This is a genomic window from Streptomyces sp. NPDC050560, assembly GCF_044457285.1.
In the GTDB taxonomy this organism is placed as follows: Bacteria; Actinomycetota; Actinomycetes; order Streptomycetales; family Streptomycetaceae; genus Streptomyces.
Window position 1 is genome coordinate 904,609 of record NZ_JBITGT010000001.1, and the last position, 17,125, is coordinate 921,733.

General features: G+C 71.5%; 15 protein-coding genes, 3 tRNA genes and 1 pseudogene. 11 read left to right on the forward strand and 8 right to left on the reverse strand.

Features of this window, described 5'->3' with window-relative positions:
* Positions 1-195 precede the first annotated feature (195 nt).
* The 3 genes from ACIBIW_RS03880 to ACIBIW_RS03890 are packed head-to-tail and all read left to right on the forward strand — an operon-like array spanning position 196 to position 3,121.
* A complete protein-coding gene (locus tag ACIBIW_RS03880; RefSeq protein ID WP_399331563.1) occupies positions 196-1,488 on the forward strand; it encodes an FAD-dependent monooxygenase in 1,293 nt (430 codons plus the stop codon).
* Entirely contained in the window at positions 1,485-2,705 is a 1,221-nt protein-coding gene (locus ACIBIW_RS03885) for a cytochrome P450 (protein WP_399331565.1), read from the forward strand. Before ACIBIW_RS03880 ends, ACIBIW_RS03885 begins: the two co-directional genes overlap by 4 nt.
* A gap of 35 nt (positions 2,706-2,740) precedes the next feature.
* Entirely contained in the window at positions 2,741-3,121 is a 381-nt protein-coding gene (locus tag ACIBIW_RS03890) for a YrdB family protein (protein ID WP_399331567.1), read from the forward strand.
* A gap of 150 nt (positions 3,122-3,271) precedes the next feature.
* On the opposite strand, the gene ACIBIW_RS03895 is transcribed toward ACIBIW_RS03890, so the two are convergent.
* The 7 genes and pseudogenes from ACIBIW_RS03895 to ACIBIW_RS03925 form a co-directional block, all read right to left on the reverse strand.
* A complete protein-coding gene (locus tag ACIBIW_RS03895) occupies positions 3,272-4,738 on the reverse strand; it encodes an MFS transporter (RefSeq protein WP_399331915.1) in 1,467 nt (488 codons plus the stop codon).
* A gap of 155 nt (positions 4,739-4,893) precedes the next feature.
* Complete coding sequence (locus tag ACIBIW_RS03900; protein WP_399331569.1) at positions 4,894-5,463, reverse strand: TetR/AcrR family transcriptional regulator; 570 nt, start codon at positions 5,461-5,463, stop codon at positions 4,894-4,896.
* A 347-nt stretch (positions 5,464-5,810) separates the two neighbouring features.
* On the reverse strand, positions 5,811-6,239 hold the full coding sequence (locus ACIBIW_RS03905) for a MaoC family dehydratase (protein WP_399331571.1): 429 nt from the start codon (positions 6,237-6,239) through the stop codon (positions 5,811-5,813).
* 129 nt (positions 6,240-6,368) lie between these two features.
* Positions 6,369-6,815: pseudogene (locus ACIBIW_RS03910) on the reverse strand (MaoC family dehydratase N-terminal domain-containing protein); the annotation flags it as partial.
* A 364-nt stretch (positions 6,816-7,179) separates the two neighbouring features.
* On the reverse strand, positions 7,180-7,344 hold the full coding sequence (gene rpmG / locus ACIBIW_RS03915) for a 50S ribosomal protein L33 (RefSeq protein ID WP_003948671.1): 165 nt from the start codon (positions 7,342-7,344) through the stop codon (positions 7,180-7,182).
* Between the two features lie 93 nt (positions 7,345-7,437).
* Positions 7,438-7,510 (reverse strand) — tRNA-Met (locus ACIBIW_RS03920).
* Positions 7,511-7,566: 56 nt separating this feature from the next.
* Positions 7,567-7,639: transfer RNA gene (locus tag ACIBIW_RS03925), tRNA-Thr, on the reverse strand.
* 367 nt (positions 7,640-8,006) lie between these two features.
* Here ACIBIW_RS03925 and ACIBIW_RS03930 point away from each other — a divergent pair.
* The 6 genes from ACIBIW_RS03930 (at position 8,007) to ACIBIW_RS03955 (ending at position 15,664) form a co-directional block, all read left to right on the forward strand.
* On the forward strand, positions 8,007-9,278 hold the full coding sequence (locus ACIBIW_RS03930) for an amidohydrolase family protein (RefSeq protein WP_399331573.1): 1,272 nt from the start codon (positions 8,007-8,009) through the stop codon (positions 9,276-9,278).
* Positions 9,279-9,363: 85 nt separating this feature from the next.
* Positions 9,364-10,023 carry an SDR family oxidoreductase gene (locus ACIBIW_RS03935; protein ID WP_399331575.1) on the forward strand — a complete coding sequence of 220 codons (660 nt, stop codon included), beginning with the start codon at positions 9,364-9,366 and terminating at the stop codon, positions 10,021-10,023.
* A gap of 230 nt (positions 10,024-10,253) precedes the next feature.
* Complete coding sequence (locus ACIBIW_RS03940) at positions 10,254-11,087, forward strand: polysaccharide lyase family 7 protein (protein ID WP_399331577.1); 834 nt, start codon at positions 10,254-10,256, stop codon at positions 11,085-11,087.
* A gap of 140 nt (positions 11,088-11,227) precedes the next feature.
* Positions 11,228-12,061: an SAM-dependent methyltransferase gene (locus tag ACIBIW_RS03945; RefSeq protein WP_399331579.1), complete on the forward strand. Its 834-nt coding sequence runs from the start codon at positions 11,228-11,230 to the stop codon at positions 12,059-12,061.
* Between the two features lie 179 nt (positions 12,062-12,240).
* Positions 12,241-13,347, forward strand: a complete 1,107-nt coding sequence (locus tag ACIBIW_RS03950; RefSeq protein WP_399331581.1) for a patatin-like phospholipase family protein — start codon at positions 12,241-12,243, stop codon at positions 13,345-13,347.
* The gene (locus ACIBIW_RS03955; RefSeq protein WP_399331583.1) at positions 13,283-15,664 is read left to right on the forward strand and encodes a hypothetical protein; all 2,382 of its coding nucleotides are present in this window, start codon (positions 13,283-13,285) and stop codon (positions 15,662-15,664) included. Before ACIBIW_RS03950 ends, ACIBIW_RS03955 begins: the two co-directional genes overlap by 65 nt.
* Positions 15,665-15,778: 114 nt before the next feature.
* On the opposite strand, the gene ACIBIW_RS03960 is transcribed toward ACIBIW_RS03955, so the two are convergent.
* Positions 15,779-15,860: transfer RNA gene (locus tag ACIBIW_RS03960), tRNA-Tyr, on the reverse strand.
* Between the two features lie 163 nt (positions 15,861-16,023).
* Here ACIBIW_RS03960 and ACIBIW_RS03965 point away from each other — a divergent pair.
* Together ACIBIW_RS03965 and ACIBIW_RS03970 are read left to right on the forward strand one after the other, a co-directional pair.
* Positions 16,024-16,512, forward strand: a complete 489-nt coding sequence (locus ACIBIW_RS03965) for a YajQ family cyclic di-GMP-binding protein (protein WP_399331585.1) — start codon at positions 16,024-16,026, stop codon at positions 16,510-16,512.
* A 175-nt stretch (positions 16,513-16,687) separates the two neighbouring features.
* Positions 16,688-17,101, forward strand: a complete 414-nt coding sequence (locus ACIBIW_RS03970; protein WP_399331587.1) for a hypothetical protein — start codon at positions 16,688-16,690, stop codon at positions 17,099-17,101.
* The last annotated feature ends 24 nt before the right edge of the window (positions 17,102-17,125 follow it).

Below are 17,125 nucleotides of genomic sequence, written 5' to 3' on the forward strand. Positions count from 1 at the left end.
CGGACGGCCGCGCGCCCGCCGCGGACACCCGCGCGCCCGCGCCGCGGACGCCCGCGCCGCCGCGTCCTGAGCACCGTCACAACCGGTCTTTTAGCGCCCCGGCACACGCTGCCACCAGGCCGTGTCCTGCTGGTCTCCGCAAGCACGCGGACCGGGCGGCACGGCCTGGACGCCGGGGCCAACTGGAGGGGATTCATGTCAGCGACACTGTCCGCACAGGTGTGCGTCGTGGGAGGTGGACCCGCGGGCCTCGCTCTGGGGCTCCAGCTCGCCCGGCACTCCGTCGACGTGGTCGTGGTGGAGCAGAGCGCCCAGTTCGACCGCTCGTTCCGCGGCGAGTCCATTTCGCCCGACTCCGTCTGGCTCCTGCGGGAGCTGGGCATCCTCGACAAGGTCAGGGAGCACACCCTGGAGACGCGGCGCATGGAGGTCGGCGACGCGGGCCGTATCGTCCTCTCCGCCTCCTTCGCCGACTTCGACCAGCCGTGCCCGTACCCCATGGAGCTGCCCCAGCCGCCGCTGCTGACCGCGCTCGCCGACGAGGCGTCCACGCTGCCGTCGTTCCGGCTGCTGCGCAGGACGAAGGCGCTGCGGCTGCTGACCGACGGCGACGCCGTGACCGGCCTGGTGGCGAAGGGGCCGGACGGTGACGTCGAGATCGGCGCCGACCTGACGGTCGCCGCCGACGGCCGCTTCAGCAGGGTGCGCGAGCTGTCCGGGCTCTCCTACGACAAGACGCCCCTGGAGCGGGACTTCGTCTGGTTCAAGGCGCCGATGCCGGCCGAGTGGGACCTGCACACCTACCGGGTGCGCATCCTGGGCGAGCGGCACGGGCTGTTCATCCCGACCGTGCCCGACCAGGTGCGTATCGGGTTCAACATCCCCAAGGGCGGGCTGCGGGAGCTGCGGGCGCAGGGCATCGGGGCGCTGCACGCCCGCATCGACGAACTGGCGCCCGAGGCGGGGCCCGGGGTGCGCGAGCACGTACGGGGCTGGTCCGACACGTCCGTACTCGACATCTTCACGACGGTGGTGCCGCGCTGGTCGAGGCCCGGTCTCGTGCTGCTCGGCGACGCCGCCCACACCCTCACCCCGATCCTCGGCCAGGGCGTCAACCACGCGGTCATCGACGCGGTCACCCTGGCCCCGCTCGTCGCGGACGCCCTGGCCGCCCCCGGGAGCACCCGCACCGCGCTCGCCGGGGCCACGGCCGAGTTCCAGCGGGTACGGGAGCCGGGCGTGGCGCGGGCGCGTGGGCTGCAACTGCGCCAGGAGCGCGCCTTCGCACTGGCCTCCCCGGTGGCCAAGGCGCTGCGCAGGGCCGCGTACCGGGGCGTCTCGGCGAGCCCGCCGCTGAAGCGGCGCATCCTCGCGGGCGTCTACTACCAGCTCCAGCAGTCCGTCAGGGACGGCAGCACGACCCTGCGGCTGGCGCCGCGCCCCGCTGCGTCCGCCTCGCCCACGCCGACCGGAGGGCCGACCTCATGACAGAACAGCTCGACGTCCCCGCCGAGGGGACGGTGCCGCTCGACTACCCGTTCACCCGCCCGTCCGCGCTCGAACTGTGCCCCCACTATGCCGCGCTGCGCGAGAACGCGCCCACCAGCCGGGTGCGGATGCCGAGCGGCGACCTCGCCTACCTGGTCACCCGGTACGAGGACGTGCGCACGGTGCTCTCCGACACCCGCTTCAGCCGGGAGGCGACCACCGCGCCGGGCGCGCCGCGGCTCGGCCCCGCGCCGCAGAACTTCCGCAGCCTGCTGAACATGGACCCGCCCGAGCACTCCCGGGTGCGCAAGCTGGTCTCCCGCGAGTTCACCGCCCGCCGGGTGAGCGCGCTGCGCCCGCGCATCCAGGAGCAGACCGATCTGCTGCTGGACGCGATGGAGCGGCAGGGCCCGCCGGTCGACCTGGTGCCGGCGCTGGCGTTCCCGCTGCCTGTGACCATGATCTGCGAGCTGCTTGGCGTCCCCTTTGAGGACCGGGAGCGGTTCGCCGCCTGGTCGGAGGCGTTCCTGTCCACCGGGGGCAGGCCCGTCGAGGAGATCCTCGCCTCGCAGGCCGCGCTCCGGGACTACCTGGGCATGCTGGTCGCGGGGAAGCGGGCGCACCCGGGCGAGGACCTGCTGTCCGCGCTGGTCGCGATCCACGACGCGGACGACGGGCGGCTGGACGAGGAGGAGCTGATCCACCTCGGCATCAGCCTGCTGGTCGCCGGGCACGAGACCACCGTCAACCAGATCAGCAACAGCGTGCTCGCCCTGCTCACCCACCCCGGGCAACTGGCGGAGGTACGGGGCCACCCCGACCGCATCGGCCGGGCGACCGAGGAGCTGCTGCGGATGTACCCGCCGGGGGACGAGGCGCTGCTGCGGATCACGCTGGAGGACGTGCGGCTCGGCGACACGGTCATCCCCGCGGGCAGCGCGGTGCTGCCGTCGCTTGGCTCCGCGAACCGCGACGCGGGCGAGTTCGGCGACGCCGACGTGCTCGACGTGACGCGGGAGGGCAACCCCCATCTGACCTTCGGTCAGGGCACGCACTACTGCCTCGGGTCCGGGCTCGCCCGGGCGGAGCTGCAGATCTCCATCGGGACGCTGCTGCACCGTTTCCCGAACCTGCGTCTTGCGGTTCCCTATGAGGAACTTCCGCGCCCGGCGGGCCGATTGGTGCACGGCGTCACCAGTCTGCCGGTGGCGTGGTGAACGCCGACATGCCACTCGCCACCGAGGAGACACCCATGAAGACCGCACTCGCCTACTCGCCGGCGATGCTCGGCCTGCGGTTCCTGCTGGAACTGGTGGCACTCGCGTGCTTCGCGTACTGGGCGTGGAAGACCGCGCCCGGCGCCATGCGCTATGTGGGCGTGGTCGTCGCGCCCGTGGTGGTCGCGGTGCTCTGGGGGGTGTTCGCCACCCCGGGGGACGAGTCGCGCTCCGGGGACACCGTCGTCTCGACCGCGGGCCCGGTCCGTCTCGTACTGGAGCTGCTCGTCCTGTTCGGCGGGGCCGCGCTGCTGTACGTGGCGGGGGCGCATCTGCCCGCGATGGTGCTGGCGGGGGTGCTGATCGCATACCACATCGCGTCTTACGAGCGGGTCTCCTGGCTGATCAGCCACTGAACGGGGCCTGAGCGGGGGGCTCCGAGCGGGGGCTCCCCCGACGGGCACGGCCCCCGGCGACGGTCCCAGCCCCTGGCGAAGGCGCCGGGACGCGAAGGTGCCTCGACCCCCCAGTGCGGGGTAGGGGGGCCGAGGCGTTTTCGGGGGGCGTCAGACCCCGGCGGGGGCCCGGTCGCCCGGGGCGTTCCCGCTCTCGCCCGCGGGGGCGCCTTGGGCCGCGGCGGCGGCCTGGGCCGCGAGCTTGCGGCGGGTCGGCGCGATGAGCGCGGTCAGGGCGCCGAGGACGACGACGGCGCCGCCGATCCACAGCGCCGGGACCAGGCCGTCGACGAAGTCGTCCGGCGTGGCGTAGCTGCCGTACGTGGAGAAGATCGTGGACAGCACCGCGATGCCGATCGCGCCGCCCAGTTCACGCATGGCGTTGTTGGCGCCGGAGGCGATGCCCTGTTCCTCCTGGCGCACGCTGGTCATCGCCAGGTCGGCGGCGGGCGCGAAGTAGAGGGACATGCCGAGGCCGCTGACGATGAAGGACGGCAGTTCGGAGACGTAGGAGGCGTCGGTGCCCACCTCCATGGCGGCCAGCCAGAGGCCGAGCCCCTGGAGGGCGATGCCGGTGGCCACGACGACCCGGCCGCCGATCTTGTCGGTGAGGTAGCCGGCGATCGGCGAGACCAGCATCGGCATGGCGGTCCACGGCAGCATCCTGAGCCCCGCCTCGGTGGGCGTGTAGCCCTGGATGTTCTGGAGGAACTGGCTGAGCAGGAAGATCGAGCCGAACATGCCGAGGAACATCAGCAGCCCCGCCACGTTGATGCCGGTGAAGGCGGGGATGCGGAAGAGCCGCATGGGCAGCATCGGCCGCTCGGCGCGCTGCTCGTAGACCACGAAGCAGACCAGGAGCGCGCCGCCCGCGATCAGGCCGGTGAGGACGAGGTTGTCGGTCCAGCCGTCGGTGTTGGCGTTGACCAGCGCGTAGACGATGCCGAAGAGGCCGGCGCTGGCGAGCAGGGTGCCGGGGACGTCGAGGCGGGGGTCGGGGGCCTTGGACTCGGCGAGCCTGAGGGCGGCGAGCGGCAGGATGATGACGCCGATCGGGACGTTCAGCCAAAAGATCCAGTGCCAGGAGATGTGCTCGGTGAGGCCGCCGCCGATGAGCGGGCCCGCGGCGACCGCCAGGCCGTTGATCGCGCTCCAGATGCCGAGCATCAGGCCACGTCGCGCCGCCGGGACGGCCGCGGTGAGGAGGGTGAGGCTGAGCGGCAGCATGATCGCGGCGCCGACGCCCTGGACGGCACGGCACGCGACGAGCTGGCCGACGCCGTCCGACATGGCGGCTCCCGCGGAGGAGACGCTGAAGAGCGCGACGCCGAAGATGAACAGCCGCCGCCTGCCGAACCTGTCGCCGAGCGCCGCGCCGAGCATCAGCAGGACGGCGAAGGTCAGCGTGTAGGCGCTGACCGTCCATTCCAGGTCTTCGAGCGCGCCGCCCAGGTCCTTGCGGATGGACGGCAGCGCGGTGGTGACCACGAGGTTGTCGAGCGCCGCCATGAACTCCGCTGCGCTGGTGATCACCAGCGCCCAAATGGCGGCGGCAGTGGTGTGCCGGGCCTTGCTCATCGCTTTCTCCAAGGAGGGAGTGTTTGCCGATTAGTTATCGATTACTAACTTTCCTGGGCACGCGGAGGCGCCCAGGAGCGGGTACGGGGTGCCGACGGAACCGGCGTGGCGGCGCTGTACGTGTGTCCGTCGGCGGGCGGAGCGGGGCCGGCGGGTCAGTTGCCGAAGGGGCGGGTGGCTCTTGCGGAGGCGTTGAGCCCCTCCCAGAGCCGGTGTTCCGGGGGGAAGCCCATGGCGAGCAGGCAGTTGATCAGCATGCCGTACGCCATGAACGCGGTCGTCTCGTCGATCTCGGCGCCGAGGGGGATGTGGACGGTGTCCCACAGGTCCTCCCAGTTGGCCCTGACCACCGCGCCGAACTCGTGGTCTCCGCTCTCCTCCGCGGTGGCCACGGCGGCGAAGGCGTGCATCTGCATGAGCAGCCACTGGGGCTCCTCGACCACGGCCTCGGTATAGGCCCTGGCCATGGCGTGCTGGGCCTCCTCGCCCTCAAGCCCTTCGGCGGCCTTCTCGAAGAGCCCCTTCATCTCCGCGATGCAGCGCTCGACCGCGGCGAGGAAGATGGCCTTCTTGTCAGGGAACAGCCGGAACAGGTACGGCTGCGACACGCCGACACGCTTGGCGATCGCGTCCGTCGAGGTGCCGTTGTAGCCACCCCGGGCGAACTCCTGGAGGGCCGCACGCACGACACTCTCCCGTCGCTCTTCCGCACTCATTCTGACCATGCATGCAAAGTTAGTGATTGAGCACTAACTTTGTCAACCGGGGGGCGGGGGGTCTGGTGGGAGGGGCTTGGGGGCAGGGCTGGCGGGCCGGGGGCCGGGGAGGTGGCAGAGGGCGCGGGGTCGCGGGGCGCGGGGGCCGGGAGATCGGGGCCGGGCGTCGAGGGCCGTGTACGGGGGCCTTACATCGGGGCCGTACATCGGGCGGGGCCATGCATCAAGGGCCGTGCGTCCTGAGGCCAGGCATCGGAGGCCGTGTGGCGGGGCCAGGCATCGGGGATCGGTGCGCGGAGACGGGGCGGTGGAGGAGAGGGGCGGGCGGGGTTGTGTGGGGCGCCCGCCCCTGCCGGTCAGGTGAGTTGGACGACCGCGCGGGACATGCCGAGGACCTTCTGTCCCGCCGACATGGCCAGCAGGTCGACCCGGACGCGGCGGTCGTCGAGTTTCACGGCGACCTTCCCGCCGACCTCGATGACCGCCCCCGTCCCGTCATCGGGCACGACCACGGGCCGGGTGAACCGCACCCCGTACTGGACGAGCGCCCCGGGGTCGCCCACCCAGTCGGTGACGACGCGCGCGGCCTCGGCCATGGTGAACATGCCGTGCGCGATGACGTCGGGCAGCCCGACCTCCTTGGCGAACCTCTCGTTCCAGTGGATGGGGTTGAAGTCCCCCGAGGCGCCCGCGTAGCGCACGAGGGTCGCCCTGGTCACCGGAAAGGTGCGGGTGGGCAGCACGGTGCCCACCTCCACCGCGTCGTACGCGACCGTCGCTGCCATGGGTCAGGCCCTCCCGTTCGTGGCGTCGGCCGCGTCGACGGTGTCGGCCGTGGCGGAGGCGACGGCCGCCTCGGGAGCGCCGGCCAGGTCACCGGAACCGCCCCCGCCTTCCCCATCGCCCTCTTCTTCCTCTTCCTCCGCGCGTGCGACCAGCTTCGTCCAGGCCGTCACGACGTGGTCCCCGGCCTGGTCGTGGACCTCGCCGCGGACGTTCAGCACGTCGTTGCCCGCGAGGGTCTTGATGCCCTCGATGCTGGTGGTGACCGTCAGCCGGTCGCCCGCGCGCACCGGGCGGGTGAACGCGAACTGCTGGTCGCCGTGGACGACCCTGCTGTAGTCGAGGCCGAGTTGGGGGTCGTCGACGACCTGCCCCGCGGCCTTGTAGGTGATCGCGAACGCGAAGGTGGGCGGCGCGAGCACATCGGGGTGGCCGAGCGCCCTGGCGGCCTCCGTGTCTGTGTAGACGGGGTTGGCGTCGCCGATGGCCTCGGCGAACTCGCGGATCTTCTCCCGTCCGACCTCGTACGGATCGGTGGGCGGATACGTACGCCCCACGAAGGACTGGTCGAGCGCCATGCGCCGGACACCTCCTGCTGTGAACCTGTGTATCCGCGGGTGGGGACACCCACGGACCTGTGAAATTCTGCAACCGCCCGCGGCCCCACCGGGCCCCACCGGCACCGCCACCGCCCCCACGGCCATGACGCCCGCGCCATCCTGCGCCCCGCCGCTAGTACGCGGGCTGCGGCCGCACGAGGCGAGGTGCGGTGGACGGTGCCGGAGCCGCCCGGCGTCCCCCCTCTCCCCCGCCCGTCCGTGCCCGGATACGGCGCGAGGCCGTCCCCCGCGGGGAACGGCCTCGGCTCTGCGTCCTGCTCGGCGCTTGACCCGGGTGGTGGTGCGGTGAGCGCCTGACCCGGGCGGTCGCGCGGAGTTGGGATCAGCGGGTCTCGCGGTGTGCGGTGTGCGCGTTGCAGCGCGGGCAGTGCTTCTTCATCTCAAGACGGTCCGGGTTGTTACGCCGGTTCTTCTTGGTGATGTAGTTCCGCTCCTTGCACTCCACGCAGGCCAGCGTGATCTTCGGGCGGACGTCGGTGGCAGCCACGTGAGTGCTCCTTGACGAACGGATGAATAAAACGTACGAACGCAGAAAAGAGTAGCCGATCGAAGGACCGAGCCCGCAATCGGCTACCAGGAGTAGCGGTGACCGGACTTGAACCGGTGACACAGCGATTATGAGCCGCTTGCTCTACCGACTGAGCTACACCGCTGCGATGTGCCGAAGTGCTCCCCGCCACGAGGACGGAGGAGATCTCTTGCACACCAGAGCCCCAAAACGGAATCGAACCGTTGACCTTCTCCTTACCATGGAGACGCTCTGCCGACTGAGCTATTGGGGCGAGCGATGAAGACATTACACGGTCGCCCGCCGTTCGCCCAAATCCGTTTCGCGGGACTCGTCCCAGGTCCTCCCCGCCTTCCCCAAGGGTCCCGCGCGGCCCGCCGACGCCCCCTCGCGGCCCTCGGAGAACCGCTGCCGCCACGGCGTGAACGGCCGCGCCACGGCGCCGCGGCGCCCGCGCGCGAGACGGGTGTACGAGCCCCGTACCACCGTGTGCGCTGTCCGTCACCCCGTACGCACCACACCGGTATGACTATTCGGCTCCTCCCGGATGCCGCCGGAAGCTCGGCCTAGGCTCGTCCCCACGCTGCGTGACCGCGTGCCCCGCCGACCAGCGCAGCCGCCCCGGACCACTCAGGAGCGCGATGCCAGAAAGTCAGCCGCGGGGGCCCCACTCCCACGGCGCCGAGGGCCGCGAGGACACGCGCGCGCCCGGCGAAGGCCACGGCGGCGGCCTGCTGCTGTGCGGCGCCCGGCTTCCGGACGGCCGCCTGGTCGACGTGCGGCTCGCCGGCGGCCGTATCGAGGCGGTCGGCACGGTGGGCAGCCTCGGGGTGCGGCCCGGCGGCGCCCGGCTCGACCTGAGCGGCTATCTGCTGCTGCCCGCGCCCGCCGAGCCGCACGCGCACTGCGAGAGCGCCCTCACCTCCGACGCCGGGGGCCCGGTGGGTCAGGAGCGTGCGGACGTGCTGCGGCGCACCACGGAGGCGGCGCTGCTCCAACTCGGCCACGGCGCCACGGCGCTGCGCGCGCACGCCAGGATCGGCGGCGTCCAGGGGCTCGGCGGCCTTGAGGCGGCGCTGGGGGCGCAGCGGGTGCTGCGGGGCCTTGCGGACCTGTCGGTGGTGGCGGTGCCCAGGCTGCTGACGGGGGCGGCGGGCGCGGACGGTCTCGCGATGCTGCGGGACGCGATGAAGATGGGCGCGTCGGTGGTGGGCGGCTGCCCGGACGCCGATCCCGACCCCGGCGGCTATGTGGAGACGGTCCTCGAAGTGGCGGCCGAGCACGGCTGCCCGGTCGACCTGCACACGGACGGGGACGACCCGGCGCGGCTCGCACGGCTGGCGGCGATGGCGGGCGGGCTGCGCCCCGGGGTGACCATCGGCCCCTGCGCGGGCCTGTCCCGGCTGCCCGGGGACGCGGCGACACGGGTCGCGCGGCAGCTCGCGGCGGCCGGGGTGAACGTCGTCTGCCTGCCGCAGGGCGGCTGCGGCGCGGTGGAGCGGCGCGGCAGCGCGCCCGTACGGCTGCTGCGGGCGGCGGGGGTGCGGGTGGCGGCGGGCGGCGGGGCGCTGCGGGACCCGGCGAACCCGGTGGGCCGCGGCGACCCGCTGGAGGCGGCGTTCCTGCTGGCGTCGCAGGCGGGGCTGCGCCCCAGGGAGGCGTACGACGCGGTGGCGGGCTCCGCCCGCGCGGTCCTCGGGCTGCCGCGGGTGCGGGTGGAGGCGGGCTTCCCGGCGGAGCTGCTCGCGGTGCGCGGCGACGGCCTCGCGGGGGTGCTGTCGCTCGCGTACAGCAGGGTGGTGGTGCACCGGGGGCGCGTGGTGGCGCGCACCAGCGCGGTGCGGGAGTACTGCGACTGGCCGGTGCCCGCCGCCCAGGCGCCGGGGCTGCCGCACCAACAGGGGCCCTCGTGAGCGGGGTTGCGCCGCTCGCGCGAGCGCGGGTGCCCGCGGCCGTGCCTCGGCGCGGCGGTGCGGCGCCGGGCGTACGGTCGCTTGTATGCGCATCGTCATTGCTGGTGGACATGGTCAGATCGCCCTCCGTCTCGAACGCCTGCTGTCCGCGCGCGGCGACACGCCCGCGGGCCTGATCCGCGACCCGGCGCAGGCGGGCGACCTGCGCGCCGCGGGCGCGGAACCGCTCGTGTGCGACCTGGAGTCGGCGTCGCCCGAGGAGGTCAGGGCCGTGCTCGACGGCGCGGACGGCGCCGTGTTCGCGGCGGGCGCGGGCCCGGGCAGCGGGGTGGAGCGCAAGGGCACGGTGGACCGTGGGGCCGCGGTGCTGTTCGCGGAGGCGGCGGAGCGGGCGGGGGTGCGGCGCCACGTGGTGATCTCCTCGATGGGCGCGGACCCCGGGCACCGCGGGGACGAGGTCTTCGACGCGTATCTGCGTGCGAAGGGTGAGGCGGACGAGGCGGTCAGGGCCCGTACCGGACTCGACTGGACCATCCTGCGCCCAGGACGTCTGATCGACGACGCGGGTACGGGTCTGGTGAACCTCGCGCCGTCCACGGGCCGCGGCGCGGTCCCGCGCGACGACGTCGCGGCGGTCATCGCGGAACTCCTCGGCTCCACGGCGACTGCGGGCCTGACCCTGGAGCTGATCAGCGGTACGACGCCGGTTCAGGCGGCGGTGACGGCGGCGGGGGAGGCGGCCTGAGCCGAGGGAGTTGCCGGGGCTGAGGGGGCCGGGGCACGCCGGGAGGCCGACCGCCCCGGGCCATTGGTCCGGGCCATTGACGCCCCCACCCCGGCCCGCTACCGTCGGCGAGCAGTTCACATGCACACATGGTGTTCATGTACGTAAATCCCATGTCGTCGAGGCGCACCCCGCGGCCCCACCGCCCGGGCGCGCCCCACCCCCCACCGAGTCAATGGGAAGGCACCTCCATGCGCATACGCAAGCTGCTCCCCCTGCTCGCCGCCGCCACCATCGCCACCTGCGGCCTCGCCACCGCGGCCCCCGCCGCCACACCGGCCACACCCCATTCCGCCGACGCCGCCGACACCCCCCGCACCGGGGCCCGGCTGCTCGCGGACCCGGACGTCGCGCCCGGCGGCAACTTCGACCTCTCGGTGTGGGAACTCCAGGAGCCGGTCGGCAACCCCGGCTCCCCCACCACCATCCCGTCCTCCCGGCTCCAGGGCGCGGACGGCTTCCAGGACGCGTACTTCTACACGGACACCCGGGACGGCGCGATGACGTTCTGGGCGCCGGAGAAGGGCGTGACCACCCCGAACTCCAACTACGCGCGCTCCGAACTGCGCGAGATGAACCGCGACGGCTCCGCCGCCGACTGGTCACTCGGCGGCAGCCACCAGCTCAGGGCGACGCTGCGGGTGGTGTCGGTGACACAGAACGTCTGCGTGGGCCAGATCCACCTGGGCTCCGGCGGCTCGTCGACGAAGCCGCTGGTGGAGCTGTACTACCACGCGAACGGCGACATCGTCGTCGGCACCGAGAACTCGCCCGACGGCGGCCAGACCACCCACACGGTGGGCCATGTGTCCCTCGGCAAGACGTGGAGCTACACGATCGCCGTCTCGGGCGGCAACACCATCGACCTGACGGTCAACGACAGCACCACGCACTACGCGATCCCGTCGTCCTTCAACCAGTACAAGCAGTACTTCAAGGCGGGCTCGTACAACCAGTCGTCCTCCGACAGCACCACGAACGGCGCGAAGGTCGGCTTCTACGGGCTGACGGTCAGCCACGGCTGAGCACGGACCCCCCGCGCGCGGCACCGGCCCACGGCCGCGCGCGGGAAGCGGGGCGCGCCGGGCCGGTCTCCAACTTGCCGCATGTTGTTAGGGTGTTGAAAGAGCCTGTTGGGGCTGTTGGGCGATGTCGGAGGACGGGTATGAGCGAGTCGCTGGGCGAGGGTGGCCGGGCCGTGCCGGAGGACCGGCTGGGGACCCACAAGGCCCATGGAGCACGGGTCTACGACTACATACTCGGCGGCAAGGACAACTATGTCGTCGACCGCGAGGTGGGCGACGCCTCGCTGCGGATCTGGCCGTCGCTGCGGGTCCACATGCGCGAGGGGCGCGCGTTCATGCACCGCTCGGCGCGGTACCTGGCCGCCGAGAAGGGGGTACGCCAGTTCCTCGACATCGGTACGGGCCTGCCCACCTCGCCCAACCTCCACGAGACCGTCCAGGCCGTCGACCCCGGCTCGCGCGTCGTCTACGTCGACAACGACCCGATCGTCCTCGCGCACGCGCGCGCCTTCATGGACGGCAGCCCCGAGGGCACGATCAGCTACCTCGACGCGGACATGCGCGACCCCGCGCGCATCATCGGCTCCCCCGAGCTGCGCGACACCCTCGACCTGAGCCGGCCGGTCGCGCTGACGATCATCTCCGTCGTCCACTTCATCCTCGACGACGAGGAGGCCCGCCGCGTCGTCAGGCAGCTCGTCGACATCCTGCCCTCCGGTAGCTGGGTCGCCATCAGTATCGCCACCGACGACTTCGCGCCCGAGCTGCTCGCCGGGGTCGCGCAGCAGTACGCCGACCACGGCGAGCCCCTGAAGTGGCGCACCCACGCCGAGGCCGAGCGCTTCTTCGACGGTCTGGAGATCGAGGAGCCCGGCGTGGTCCAGATGCACAAGTGGCGCCGCGACCCGGCGGAGATCGCCGCCATCGACGACGAGGACATCGCCATGTACGGGGGCGTCGCCTACAAGCCCTGAGGGCGTGTCTCCCCCCGGGGCCCACGGGGCTCCTGGGCGGTCCGTGGGCGTTCTTCGGTCATCGGGGCCCGTACCGGGTCCCGGTCTGGCAGAGTGCGGGGGACGCGGCGCCGGTACGCGGCTCAAGTGGTGTGCCGTGGACGGCAATCGGACGATGGCTGTAGGGGGACATACCTGCCATGGCGACAGGAGACACGCCTGTCCACTGGGACCCGGCGCACCCGGTGCTCGAAGTCCTCCGGGCCCGCCGGGACTCCGGGAGCCTGCCGGGGCGGCGGACCGACGGGGCCAAGGTGGCGCTGGCCGTCGAGGGCGGCGGCATGCGCGGGGTGATCTCCGCGGCGATGCTGTGCGAGCTTGAGGACTACGGGTTCAAGAACGCCTTCGACGTCGTCTACGGCTGCTCGTCCGGCGGCATCAACGGCGCGTACTTCCTCGCGGGCGAGACCTGGTACAACCTTTCGATCTACTACGACGACCTGACGACCAAGCAGTTCGTCGACTTCTCCCGCGCACTGCGCCGGCTGCCCATCCTGGGCCTCGACTACGCCTTCGACCACGTGATGGAGAAGAGCAAGCCGCTGGACTACGAGGCGGCCATCGGGTCGGACGTCGACCTGGCGATCCCCGTCACCGACGTCGAAGCCCTCCAGACCGTGGTGCTGCGCGACTTCGCCTCGCGCGACGACCTCAAGACCGCGCTGCGCGCCTCCGCGTGGCTGCCCATCGCCGTGCCCGGCACGGCCCGGCTCACCGACGGGCGACGGGCCGTCGACGGCGGGGTGCTGACCGCGCTGCCGTTCCGGCTCGCGGTCCGGGAGGGCTGCACACATGTGCTGTCGCTGAGCACCCGGCCGATGCGGGCCGCCGCGGGCAGCGGCTTCTCCCCGATGCACCGGTACACGTACCTCTACCTCGAACGGATGCGCCGCGGTCTCGGCCGCGGCTATCTGGAGGCCATCCGCGAGAAGCGCCGCGACCAGGACTGGCTGCACAGGGTGCGCACCGCCCCCGACGACAAAGCCACGTACGTCCTCGACCTGGCCCCGCTGCCCTGGATGACGGAGCTGAAACGGCACGAGATGGGCCATCACCTGCTGCTCAAGAACGCGCGCATGGCCTACGAGATCGCGTTCTGCGCCACGGAGGAGCGGCCCGCAGAGCTGATCCGTCCCGAACACTCCCGTGCCCTGCCGAGACTGACGATGGTGGACACTGCCGATGGAACGCCAAAACGCGACGCTGGACGGGCTGATAGCGGCGTTACGCGACTTGACGGGGTATAGCGAACAGCACCTTTCACGCGTCAGCGGGCTGCTGAGTCTGGGCGGCACCGCCGGGCAGCAGGAAACCGCGCGACAGCGTTCCAGACGCCTCGACATATGGCGGCGGATGCTCCAGGACATTCCGCTGGACGAGCGGTCCTTCGACGGGCGTTTCGGCCTGAACAGCAGGGCGGACACGATCGGGCTCCTGAGAACGTGGTGCCTCGGCCATCCCGCGCGCAGCGCGCCCCAGCCGGCCGGTTCCGCGGAGCTGTTCGGTTTTGTGAGCCTTTTCCTGCTGACGCTGCTGAGCCTCGCCGAATCCGAGGCCAGGCGCTCCCTCCCCCAGGTCGCGGACTACCCCGCGCACAGCAGCGAGGCGCTGACGCACGACTGCGACGGCGTCTGCGGCGTACTGGTGGAGCAGACCGCGGTGACGGCCGCTGTCTACGACGTCTACAGCCCGCGCCCCGCCGACCACGCACACAACCGCGCGGCGGTACGGGAGTGGCGGGCGGTGGAGCGGGACAGCCTGCGTTTCCACCGGCACGGCAGCACCTCGATAATCCTGCGCGGCACCGCGTCGACGGCGGTCCACGGCACCCTCCCGCAATTCGCCCTCAAACTGATCCTCTATCCCTTCACCAGAATCGGGACCATCACCCAGGCCACCCGCGCCTATGCCGAGACCTATGACACCGCGAGTACGGGGTCACGGCATCTCGTCCATGTGTGGGCCAGTTTCGACAACTGGATTCTCATGGACTTCATCAGGGGGAAAACCCTCGCCGAGACCATTCACGACGACGCGGCGCGGGAACCGGAGAACTCCGGGGACGTGCGGGTCCTCAGGCTCGACCGGCTGAGAACGAGGGGGCTGCTGCTCTTCGAGGCCCTTGAGGAACTTCAGCGCATAGCGGGGGACGATCCACTGCACCGCGGTGTCAGGGGCGTGCACGCGGACCTGACACCGTCCAACATCATCATTTCCGACGCCGACGGCTCCTTCAAGCTCATCGATCTCGGCCGCAACTACCTCCATACCCACGCCGTCACCGGAACCACCGGCGTCGAGTCCTCGTTCATCGCGCCGGAAGTCAGGGCCGGGGACGCCGAGATCGCGCGGGCCGACCTCTATTCGCTCGGCCATCTGCTGATCCTCTTCGGCTGCGGGCGGGCGAGCAGGGACGGGGTGGTCCCCGACATCTTCTATATGCGGGCCCTGCTGCTCGCCCGGCTCCTGGAAGACCTGATCGACGCCAGTCCTGCGCGCCGGCTGCTCATCTTCGCCCAGGACCCTGGCCAGGCGCCGGGCCAGGGCCAGGAGTTCTCGTTCACCGCGCTGAAGAACGCTTTCCTGGCGGAGCTGGAGATGGTGACGGCCGCCGAGCGGAACGAGACGGAGCTGCGGGTCGAGAGCGGCTGGTCGGCCCTGCGCGAGCTGCTGCGCCCGCTGGCCGGGGGCCCGGGGCGTGAGTGGCGGCTGTGGCGGATGCGCCGACAGCAGGGTGTGCAGCAGAGCGTGAACCGGATGCTGTACACCAACTGGCTGTTCGCCTGGTCGATTCTCGCCGCCGCGGCCTGGGCCATCACCAACACCACCGTCGTCACGTGGCTGCTGCGGGACATGGACCTCGACTGGGGGAACAAGGTGGTCGAGCTGATCCAGCACCTCAGCCACAACCCCGAAGGGCTCCCGGTGATCGACACCTGGCGCAACAGCGACTACCACCTGCCGGACCTACGGGCCAACCTCCCGGCCCGCCTCGTCGGCCTCTCCTACGCACTGGCGGCGCCGAAGTACTACGAGATGCTGTTCTCCGGCCTGACACCGCTGGTCATCGGCAGACGCGCCGGCTCGGCGAGCTGGATCGCCCTGGCGGCCGAGGCGGTCATGCGGCTGATGGCGCTGGCGCCGTGCACGCTGGTGATGACGGCGATGCTGATCGAGCCTCGGTGGTGGCCGATCAACTCCGCGATCGGCCAGTGGCTGACCTGGCTCGCCAACTTCGTCACGCTCGCCTACATACGGTCGGTGACCGCCCGCTCACGCCAGTTGCGCCTCAGCACGGTCCCCACCGACGACAGCAAGATCACCGGCTACCTCTCCTTCTCGCAGTGGGTCCCGACATCCCTCTTCTACGCCACGGCCGTGGTGACCGTCGGCAGCTTCCTCTATGTGGACCTGCTCCACGACGAGTGGGTCTACGCCCTGGCCGTGACCTCGACGAACATCTTCCTGTTCTACGTCATCAAGTGCGGCATAGGCGGCCCCACCATCCGAGTAACCATGGCCCGAACCTGCCTGGCGGCGGAACGGGTGGGGAGGTGCGCGTGAGGCCGCGTACAGGAATGGGAACCGCCCCCCGGTGTTCAACACTGAAACACCCGACCCCACGCCAAAGGGGCCCGCGAGCAGCGTTTCCGCTGTTCACGGGCCCCTTCAAACAAGTGGCGGCGCCAGGATTCGAACCTGGGAAGGCTGAGCCGGCAGATTTACAGTCTGCTCCCTTTGGCCGCTCGGGCACACCGCCGGGGGGTGTTGCCGTGTGGGTCCCCCGGGTGGGGGGCTGGCAACGACGTAAACGATACCCGATGCCGGGGAGTGCTTCGCCACCGGATTACCGCCACTAGGCTGGGCCGCGATGGACGCCGGTGGAGGCAGCGGTGCCTCCCGGAGACAAGGAGCCACAGGACATGGCCGACTCCAGTTTCGACATCGTCTCGAAGGTCGAGCGGCAGGAGGTCGACAACGCCCTCAACCAGGCCGCCAAGGAGATCTCGCAGCGCTACGACTTCAAGAACGTCGGCGCCTCCATCGCCTGGTCGGGCGAGAAGGTCCTGATGGAGGCCAACTCGGAGGAGCGGGTCAAGGCGATCCTCGACGTCTTCCAGTCCAAGCTGGTCAAGCGGGGCATCTCGCTGAAGACGCTGGACGTGGGCGAGCCGCAGCTCTCCGGCAAGGAGTACAAGCTGAGCGCGTCCGTCGAGGAGGGCATCTCCCAGGAGAACGCCAAGCGGGTCGCGAAGATCATCAGGGATGAGGGGCCGCGCGGGGTCAAGGCGCAGGTGCAGGGGGACGAGCTGCGGGTCAGCTCCAAGAGCAGGGACGACCTCCAGGCCGTCATCGCGCTGCTCAAGGGGCAGGACTTCGACTTCGCCCTCCAGTTCGTCAACTACCGGTAGGGCGGACAGGCCCACGCCGTGCCGCGCCGCCGTGGCCTGTTCGATGTTCTGGCGAGGTTCAACTGTGCTTCCGACGTGGGCGGTTCACGGTAACCATTAGGCTGCTGTACGGAGGCCGCGGGCGTGGGAGCGGGAGCCCGGCGGGTCTTGCGGCGGACGGTGCACAGGAGGCGCTGTGAACACAGAACGCACGGCGGGCGGCCCGACGCTTGAGCTGGCGGTGCACGGCCCCGACCCGGGGCCCGAGCTTGCGGAGCTGCACCACGCGCTGACGGCGGCGGGGGTCGCCAGCGTGGAGGAGGTCGGCTTCCGGCAGCCGGAGCCGGGGCGCCGGGTCGGCGAGCTTGCGGAGGTGCTGACGCTGCTGGCCGCCGGGGTCTCCGACCTGGTCGCCGCCGTCGAGAGCATTCGCCAGTGGCTCGCCGTGCGCGCCGCCGCCGCGTCGCACCGTCCGACGACGTCGTCCGAGGACGGGGTCACGAAGGTCGTCATCACCCTCGCGGGCGAGACTCTGACCCTCGTCAACCCGACCGACCGGGCGACCAGCGAGGCCATCGCGCAGTTCTACGAGCGCCACCGGCAGGACTGAGCCAAGGACCGAGAAGCGGGGGAC

What these genes read in the sequence shown, in the direction of transcription:
- ACIBIW_RS03945 (WP_399331579.1), top strand. Translation starts at nt 11,228, where the DNA reads ATGAGCGAGTCGCTGGGCGAGGGTGGCCGGGCCGTGCCGGAGGACCGG.
- ACIBIW_RS03895 (WP_399331915.1), bottom strand. Translation starts at nt 4,738, where the DNA reads ATGAGCAAGGCCCGGCACACCACTGCCGCCGCCATTTGGGCGCTGGTG.
- ACIBIW_RS03950 (WP_399331581.1), top strand. Translation starts at nt 12,241, where the DNA reads ATGGCGACAGGAGACACGCCTGTCCACTGGGACCCGGCGCACCCGGTG.
- ACIBIW_RS03885 (WP_399331565.1), top strand. Translation starts at nt 1,485, where the DNA reads ATGACAGAACAGCTCGACGTCCCCGCCGAGGGGACGGTGCCGCTCGAC.
- ACIBIW_RS03890 (WP_399331567.1), top strand. Translation starts at nt 2,741, where the DNA reads ATGAAGACCGCACTCGCCTACTCGCCGGCGATGCTCGGCCTGCGGTTC.
- ACIBIW_RS03900 (WP_399331569.1), bottom strand. Translation starts at nt 5,463, where the DNA reads ATGGTCAGAATGAGTGCGGAAGAGCGACGGGAGAGTGTCGTGCGTGCG.
- ACIBIW_RS03965 (WP_399331585.1), top strand. Translation starts at nt 16,024, where the DNA reads ATGGCCGACTCCAGTTTCGACATCGTCTCGAAGGTCGAGCGGCAGGAG.
- ACIBIW_RS03940 (WP_399331577.1), top strand. Translation starts at nt 10,254, where the DNA reads ATGCGCATACGCAAGCTGCTCCCCCTGCTCGCCGCCGCCACCATCGCC.
- ACIBIW_RS03930 (WP_399331573.1), top strand. Translation starts at nt 8,007, where the DNA reads ATGCCAGAAAGTCAGCCGCGGGGGCCCCACTCCCACGGCGCCGAGGGC.
- ACIBIW_RS03880 (WP_399331563.1), top strand. Translation starts at nt 196, where the DNA reads ATGTCAGCGACACTGTCCGCACAGGTGTGCGTCGTGGGAGGTGGACCC.
- ACIBIW_RS03935 (WP_399331575.1), top strand. Translation starts at nt 9,364, where the DNA reads ATGCGCATCGTCATTGCTGGTGGACATGGTCAGATCGCCCTCCGTCTC.
- ACIBIW_RS03905 (WP_399331571.1), bottom strand. Translation starts at nt 6,239, where the DNA reads ATGGCAGCGACGGTCGCGTACGACGCGGTGGAGGTGGGCACCGTGCTG.
- ACIBIW_RS03955 (WP_399331583.1), top strand. Translation starts at nt 13,283, where the DNA reads ATGGAACGCCAAAACGCGACGCTGGACGGGCTGATAGCGGCGTTACGC.